At 65.0% G+C, this 6,738-nt stretch carries 8 protein-coding genes; all 8 read right to left on the bottom strand.

All coding sequences use genetic code 11. The annotated features are described in order from the left end of the window. Positions 1 to 1,578: fibronectin type III domain-containing protein (locus tag EPY72_RS09100; protein WP_135806218.1), on the bottom strand; the 1,578-nt coding region annotated here is incomplete at its 3' end. Next, complete coding sequence (locus EPY72_RS09095; protein ID WP_135806217.1) at positions 1,578 to 2,765, bottom strand: hypothetical protein; 1,188 nt, start codon at positions 2,763 to 2,765, stop codon at positions 1,578 to 1,580. The genes EPY72_RS09095 and EPY72_RS09100, both read right to left, overlap by 1 nt. 6 nt (positions 2,766 to 2,771) lie before the next feature. Continuing rightward, entirely contained in the window at positions 2,772 to 3,389 is a 618-nt protein-coding gene (locus tag EPY72_RS09090) for a hypothetical protein (protein ID WP_135806216.1), read from the bottom strand. Positions 3,390 to 3,437: 48 nt separating this feature from the next. Beyond that, positions 3,438 to 4,670, bottom strand: a complete 1,233-nt coding sequence (locus EPY72_RS09085; RefSeq protein ID WP_135806215.1) for a hypothetical protein — start codon at positions 4,668 to 4,670, stop codon at positions 3,438 to 3,440. 11 nt (positions 4,671 to 4,681) lie between these two features. Next, on the bottom strand, positions 4,682 to 5,059 hold the full coding sequence (locus EPY72_RS09080; RefSeq protein WP_135806214.1) for a hypothetical protein: 378 nt from the start codon (positions 5,057 to 5,059) through the stop codon (positions 4,682 to 4,684). A gap of 41 nt (positions 5,060 to 5,100) precedes the next feature. Then, entirely contained in the window at positions 5,101 to 5,250 is a 150-nt protein-coding gene (locus EPY72_RS19355; protein ID WP_168216016.1) for a hypothetical protein, read from the bottom strand. 29 nt (positions 5,251 to 5,279) lie between these two features. Further along, positions 5,280 to 5,813 carry a hypothetical protein gene (locus EPY72_RS09075; protein WP_135806213.1) on the bottom strand — a complete coding sequence of 178 codons (534 nt, stop codon included), beginning with the start codon at positions 5,811 to 5,813 and terminating at the stop codon, positions 5,280 to 5,282. Next, positions 5,810 to 6,727 (bottom strand): phage tail tube protein, encoded by a 918-nt coding sequence (locus EPY72_RS09070; RefSeq protein ID WP_135806212.1) that lies wholly within the window; start codon positions 6,725 to 6,727, stop codon positions 5,810 to 5,812. The genes EPY72_RS09075 and EPY72_RS09070 overlap by 4 nt, the downstream gene beginning before the upstream one ends. Positions 6,728 to 6,738: the final 11 nt, after the last annotated feature.

Below are 6,738 nucleotides of genomic sequence, written 5' to 3'. Positions count from 1 at the left end.
GAAGTCCGTGTCGCCCTCAACACGGTAGCGGAGTGCGATCCGCCAGTCGCCGGCCGGGATGTCGTGGTTGGTGGTGAACGACCAGGGGCCGTACGTGATGAGGTCCGCGAGCGACAGCGCTTCGCCCTGCGAATAGTTCTCGAAACTGTCAGTCCCCGAGGTACCGCTGAACGTCTCGCCCTCGAGCGTCCAGCTCGTCTGCTTGCGCTGGAGCCGGCCATCACTCGTCACCTGCCACGGCTCGTCGCTCGCGATCGCGGTGTTCAGGTCGTTCAACCAGTCCGTCTCTGTGTCGATCGACTTCTGCAGCACGTCCTGGCGGACGGTCTGAGCGGGCGGGTCGACGTCCGCCTGATAGCTTGTCTCGCTTTCGATGAGGGATTCGACTGCGGTGTGGATGTCTTCGATGTCGTACTCGGCCTCAACCGGCTGTTTGAGCTCGCGGCCGCCCTCGCCGACCAGGATCGTGCGGTCGGGCTGCTGTTCGACGTCGACGAGTGTCCCGATCGGCTGTTTGTGGCCGTCCTCCCACACCCGCATGTCGGCCTCCTCGAACGCCTCACAAGCCCACGTCTCGTCTTTCGGGACCGGCACTCGGATCCGAGGCAGATCGTTCACCCGAGGGTTTGCTTCGGGATCGTCGAGCAGCCTGGGGCGGAGTGTCCGCCCGCTTGGATGGTCGACCTCGACAGTCCAGCCCGACGCCGTCGTCCGCGTCCGCGGCCGCCCTGAACTCGGTGTCGACACCACGCCACTCTCCCCGCTCTCGGACGCCCCGGACGCGTTGTACGCCGCAGCCTTGTACTTGTACGTGTTCCCCGGCGAGACGGTGTCGTCCGTGACCGCGACCGTGCCCGTGCCAGGGGCCGCGTCGAGTTCCACGGCTACCTGATAGGGCCCCCAGTCAGAGTCATACTCGCGCGCTCGCAGCAGCCGGAAGCCGGTCTCCGTCGCCGCGTTGTCGCTGAACTCGATGTCAACCGACGTCTGGGTCGGGTTGCTCGCCGAGATGTTGGACGGCGCTGCGGGCGCCGGCTCGATCTGCGCGCTGTCAAAACGGACGGTCTCCGAGCTCGCGCCGTTGAAATGGCTCCACCCGATCCCGCCGTCAGTGTAGGTCGAGTCGGTCGCCGAGACCGCGGCGTGCCTGGTGCCGGACGCGTCAGCGATGGCGGCCGTGATCGTGCCGTCAGCACTCCAACTGACTAACACCCGGAGCCACTCGCCGGTCGGCACTGATCCAGACTGCACGGCGATCTGCTCGCCGTCTCGCTGCAGTTGGAGCTCACCCGCGTTCCACCGCACCCGATACCAGCGGCTCGTGTCCTGGACGCCGAAGTACATCCCCGACGTGCCAGTGTCTGAGTCCTGGACTCGCAGTCGAAATGAGAACGCGTCTCCCGCAGCAGGATACGCTGGCAGACCGCTCGTGGAGAAGATACTGTAGCCGCCGCCTCCGGTGACTTCGAGCGCGTTCGACCCCGCGTGAGTGGGGCTGGACACGATGGTGAACGCGTCGGTGTCGCCAGTGTATTCGTCGAGGTTGCCGTCGTCGAAGTCGTCGATCGTCGTCGCCATTAGCGCCACACCTCCTCGCGGCTGACGACCCCCTGCGTTTCGGCTGCGGTGTAGTCGCTCCCAGACGCGACCGGGGCGAGCAAGTCTTGGAGCCCCGACGGCGTCGGCGGTGTCTCGTTCTCAGGGACGACCCAGTGGGGGCGTCGCCAGCCGCGATGCAACACTGCATCAAGTTCGAAGTCCTGATAGTTGTTGGTTGAGGTGGTGCCGACTGTTGATTCGCCGACAATCGCTTGACCGACGATCGCGGGCGCGATCGCGTCCGCGAACCGAACCCGGACGACGACTCGGGCCGGCCCGATCCGAGTGACTCCCCAGCCGTCGAGCATCCAGTCTGAGCTACCGAGCGCAACCTCCGTCCACGCGCCCGCACTATCGTCGTACTCCTCGACTGTGAGGCTCTCGCCGAGCCGCAGCCGGACGATCCGATTCGACACGATCACATCCTCCGCGAAGGTGTGGCTGGGCGCGAACACTCGTCCCCACTGGACATACCCGTTTGAGTCGGTCTTGTCCGCATGACCGCGTGTATCCCACACCTGAATATCTGTCCGCCACTCGGCGTCCAACGCGGCATCATAGATCAGATGAGGGTTCTCGAACGAGCTTGCGAGCGCGTCGACGACATCCACTTGGCCGTGTTCGCCAGCGCGCGTCTCGACGACAGAGACCTGCTCAGTCTGCTTGCTCTCCACGTCGAACCACCAGACATCCGTGGCCGACTCGGGGAGGCCGACGAGCGCGGTCTGGTCGTTGCCGAAGTCGTTCTCGACTTGCGCGACCGATGTCGAAACCGCACGGCGGCTGTTCTCACGCGTTCCCTCGAAGGTGAGCCGGCCATCAAACGCCTGCGCAGCCGGCGTCCGCGGATCCACGCGATTCGAATCGATGTTCTCCAGCGAGTAGTAGCCGTCCTGTGGTGTCTCGTCGACGCCGTAGAACGGCACCGGCCCGATCTCGGGGCCCGCGTCGAACAGCTCCTCCAGTTCGGTCGCGAGCTTCTCCGCGAACCGACCCCGGTACTGGCCGGTGACCGTGAACTCGTTGGGCTCGCTGGAGATGCTCTCGACGGAGCCGTTGATGTCTCCGAGCAGGCCCTGTTTAGCGAGGCGCTGGCGGCGCTGGCCTTGGCTGTTCGTGAGGCTGTCCGCCGGGATCTCGATCGGGCCGAGGTATCGTGTCGTCATGAATCGTTATTCCCGCTGGTTGCGACCGTCAATCGCTTCCGTGAGACTCGCCGCCTCGAGGAACGTGAGGCTGCCGTCGAAGACGCTCGACTGCTCTTCGGCGTCGAAGGTGAACCGCGGGCTCTCGACGACCACCTGCAGGGGATCGTAGAGGCCGTTCGTGCTGTACTCGCCGACCTCGAGCGTGGCGGTCGAGGCGCTGTCAATCGTGCAGACCTGGAGGTAGCGGTCGAGGACCTGCAGCTGGGTGATCGCGTTCGCTGCTGTGGCATCCGTTGGAGTTACCTGGGATGGGTCACCGGTGTCACCCCACTGGCTGTCGCTGCCCGTCCAGCCCTCGACACCCTGGAACGAGATCTCCGCGAAGTGGATGCCGCCGCCGAGATCGAGGTAGAGTCCCTGTCGTTTACCGTTCCCCGAGAGTTCCTCGCCGGTGGCGTCCTCGTACCAGCTGGAGAGGATGCTGTTGATGGAGCTTCCGGCACCGTCGAAGATGAACCCGGTGCGCGTACCCATTTCGATGGTGAGGTTGCCCTCGAACACGAACGTTCCAGTGACGTCGTTCCCCGAGTTTGCGGGGTCGCACGGCGGGAGTGTCAGCTTGGCTTTGTCGTAGCTACTCATGGATGATTAGTACTGAAAACGGAATCACGGGGTGGCTAGAACGGCCAGCTATCGGCCGGGAAGGCCGCCGCTGCCGCCTGTAAGGCCGTTCTCCAGCTCTTGGATGCGGCGCTCGAGCTTCCGGAGCTCCTGGCGCTGCCGTCGCTCCAGCTCGGTCGTGTCCAGCTTGAACGTCGGCGAGTACGTAATCTCTTGACGGGCCCGCTTGCGGTCCCGGGCCTGGTTCGACGACGTCGATCCCTGCGACCCGGACGTCGAGCCCTTGCCGTCGCTGCCGCCGCCGGCGATGCCGGTGATGAAGTCGACGATCGGGCCGAGTCGCTCCTTGCGGCCCTGCTCGGTGAGGATCGACGGCGGCGCCGACTCGCCCGTCCGCGGGTTCGTCCGCAGCGCACTCCCTTCGGGGAGCATCTCGGGAGTGAGGATGGGCATGCCGACGCCGGCGGCTCCGCCCGCGCCGGCGCCGCCGATCAGGGAGCTGGCGCCGCCCTGTCTGGCGAGCCAGGCGGCGATCCCACCGCCGGCGCCGAGGGCTGCTCCGCCGGCGATCGTGCTCGGGTCGATCGCCCCCGATCCATCGCTGGTGGGGCCGGACCCACCGCGAGGGTCGGCTTTCTCGCTGATGAGGTCGCTTGGCACGAGTTCAACAGCGTCCTCGATGAGATCGCTCACCTGTAGTCCGAGCGGGTTTTCGATAAGCGCAGACGCGGCGATCGTCGCTCCGCTTGCAACCAACGCGGCGGCACTGATGTCCGCTCCTTCTTCGATGACTGCGCCCTCACCGATTGACACTGCATCCTTGATCAGATCCGATGCTTCGAGACTCGCCCGAGAAGCGATCAGCGACCCAACTCCGATACTGACGGATCCGAGAAGTGAGGATACCGATAGAACGCCGCCGATCGACCCCAGCAGGCTACCACCGCCTCCGCCCCGGCTGGAGAGGTTGCCTTTCTCGATAGAATCATTCATGTTCCGGAGCAAATCGTTCCGAGTCCGGCTGAGGTCGTGCTCGATCTCCCACTCGTCGAGTACTGGCGGCTCCTCTAGATCCTCCTGGATCTCCGAGAGAGATTCAGTCTGAGAGTCGAGCAGTTGACGGGACATCGCCCGCTCCCGCGAAGCCCGCTCGCCACCCCCGTCGTTTGCGAGCTGGGCCGAGGCGTTCACGTCGACAGTCAGAGCGTTCTCGAGCTCGGACTCGATGTCGTCACGGGCCGCTCGAAGGCTGGCTGACGATACCTCTGCCTCAAGGAGTGCTGCTGTACTGAATTCGGTCATATGAATAGCGGTTATCTGCTGAAGGAGATGCGACGGCCGTCGACTTCGGTCGCGTTGATGTCGAATTCAACCGAGAATTCGACTTGCTCCTCCGGTGAAACGTCTTCCAGCTCGAGCGTCCGCGTTGCCACGGGTGACGATTCGTTCAGCAGGGCGACCTCCATCGTCCCACTGACGGACTCCTCGCCCGTGTTAAGGACCATCCCCGATATTTCGATGGTGCTACCGTTATCAGTTGTGTCCTGAGTCACGCTCCACGTCCGGAGCGGCAATTCAGCCACGGTTTCGGTTTCTGTCGTTTCCGGCGCTGATGTCCCCGTCCCGGCACACCCTGCAACGAGCAGTATCAAGACAAGAGCAACTGCGGGGAGGGTCCTGCTGAGGCTCATTGCTTGGCTGTTTGTCTCTGCCCGCTTAAATTTAGGGCCAGCTACTCATCGGGGACCCCGCCGAACGACTGCCGAGCGTCCATGATGTCGTGGATCGCGATCCAGTCCTCGATCTCCGCCCACGTCATCTCATCGAAGACCCGGGGGCTACCGCCACGATCGATGTACGCCGACTTCGCGTACCGGTACACCTCGCGCCGCGAGACGTCCTCCCGGGTCGCTACTCCGCGGGCGAGGTCGCGGAGTACCTCCCGTTTCCCACCTCGGGATCCAGGAGTTCGCTGATGCGGGCCTCCGCCCACTTCCGGTAGAACGGATGCAGCTGGCCGACGACGCCTGCGTGCTGTGCGTCGGTCATGCTGTCGTCAATATATGGTGCCTCGACCGTCCCTTCGGCGACGAGTAGCGTGGCCGACGTACCGCCGCCGGCGTTCGGGTCGCTCTCCAGGTCGTTCTGGATGTTGCCGTAGACGTTCGCCCGGACCGCGCCGAGCGTGACGCCGTCGACGTCCTCGTCCCACATCGGGAAGTCGTCGCTCTCGAACGCGCCCTCGCGGTCGTCGTCTTCGGGGAAGCCACGCGCCCACAGCACGCCCTTCTTCTGGGCGGCGAGTTCCTGCTTCTGGGAAGCCAACTGCTGGGCCTGCGGGCTGTCGTCGTCGATGTCCGCGAGCGCCTCGGTGAGCTCCTGAATCCGATCCTCGAGGCGGTCAACCTCGTCGTCGAAGTCGAAGTGCGTCTCGTTGAACGTCATGCGACCGTCACCCCGCCGTTGACGTGGAACGTCGTGCTGTCTGTCGTGTCGTCCGGCGTGATCACGCTATCCCAGTTGTACGAATCCGGCTTCAGCTTCGGGAGATCGTACGTCGAGACCGTGGAGCCCTCGACGGCGATTTCGACCGTGCCGGTGACGCTGTCCAGCTGGTCGGGCGGCGGGCCATTCGCCGCGCCGCGAGCTAGCTCCAGCCGCGACGGTGACGTGAACGTCGCGGTCGCGTCGAGCGTCGTCGACGGGTTCGCGATCACGGCTCGGAGCGGCGTCGGATCCGTGCCGCGCTGGAAGCGCGCGATCTCGCTGATCGACAGCGAGCACGACTGGAGGTCCTCGATGCTCGTTCCGTCGATAGTGAGGGTGAACCCGTGGAATGGCGCCGACGTCCCGTCGTTGACTCGGGTCGCCGTGGTCAGGTCGACTGACGATCCGGGCTGCTCGTCGGCGTACGCCATCGTCAGGCTGTACGAGACCATCCCGCCCTGTTCGTAGTCGATGCTGAAGTCGATCGGGATGACGCCGAGCAGTTCGCGCTCGGCAGTCCCTGTCGGGTACTGGACGTTGGTGAACACGCGGCCGGACGCGGCGAGCCCGGGCGTGAAGCCGGTGCCGCCGTCGTTGAACACGAGCTTCTCAACCTCGTTGAACGTGTCGCTAGACACGACGGCGGTGACGCCGACGGCGCCCTCGAAGTTCTGCTTGATGCTCTCGGCCGCCTCGACCTCGCCGGCTTCGCGGAGCCGCTGGAGTTGGTTGTCCAGCGAAAGTTCGGTGAGCTCGGCGTTCCGGCCAAAGTCGAAGAGGTCGGGCGTGCCGTCGCTGTTGCTGTCGACGAGCGAGCCGAGGAACGAGTCCTCGTGGCCGAAGATGAGTTCGCCACTGCCCGCGCCGGTCATCGGTCGGTACC

It is taken from the genome of Halorussus marinus (genome assembly GCF_004765795.1).
GTDB lineage: Archaea > Halobacteriota > Halobacteria > Halobacteriales > Haladaptataceae > Halorussus > Halorussus marinus.
The sequence above is the reverse complement of the archived record's forward strand: the minus strand, read 5'-3'. Positions and strand labels throughout refer to the sequence as shown.